Consider the following 621-nt stretch of genomic DNA (forward strand, 5'->3'; position numbering starts at 1 on the left):
CTAGTACCAGCTCTACAATAACCTTAGCTGGATATGATAATGCCTCAGGAAATATGAGTATTAGCTTAAACGGAATTAGTTTCCAGCCAGCCGGTGCAACAGATGCATTGCAATTGGCCGACTTGGGAACTCGTATTAACTCGTCTGCGTTGGTGGGGGTTACCGCCGTCATAGATAGTGCTACTGGTGATTTGCAGATTATTCAGGATCAAGGAGCTAACTTGGTATTCGGTTTTGCGGGTGTCTCGGGCGATAGTTTTGAGGTTCTTGGGAGTGATGCCGCGGCGACGCCGGTAGTGCTTGACCCTGATGCTGTTCCTGCCGTTTTGAATGCGACTGTAGGTGGTGGAGTTAGCATTGTACTTGACGAGGGGGTCGTTGCGACCAACTTAAGTGCCTCAACGCCCGTCATTACCAACTTTACCGGTGCGCCTTTTGTTAATAACCAATTTTCACCAACGGATCCTGGTACCTATAACCACGCGACGTCAACGACTATTTTTGACAGTCTTGGTAACTCTCATGTTTTGACCATGTATTTCGTTAAGCAGCAGTCTTCGTTGTCGGGAGAAAATACCTGGCAAATGCATGTGCAGGTGGATAACCAGGATGTTGGAGATC

Annotated in this window: 1 protein-coding gene; it reads left to right on the top strand. The window is 47.8% G+C overall.

Going from position 1 to position 621, the window contains the following annotated elements; genetic code table 11:
• Positions 1-53: 53 nt before the first annotated feature.
• Positions 54-621, top strand: a 568-nt coding sequence (locus A3729_RS05505) for a flagellar basal body FlgE domain-containing protein (protein ID WP_304439690.1), incomplete at its 3' end; no start/stop codon positions are given.

This window comes from Oleiphilus sp. HI0043, from assembly GCF_001634935.1.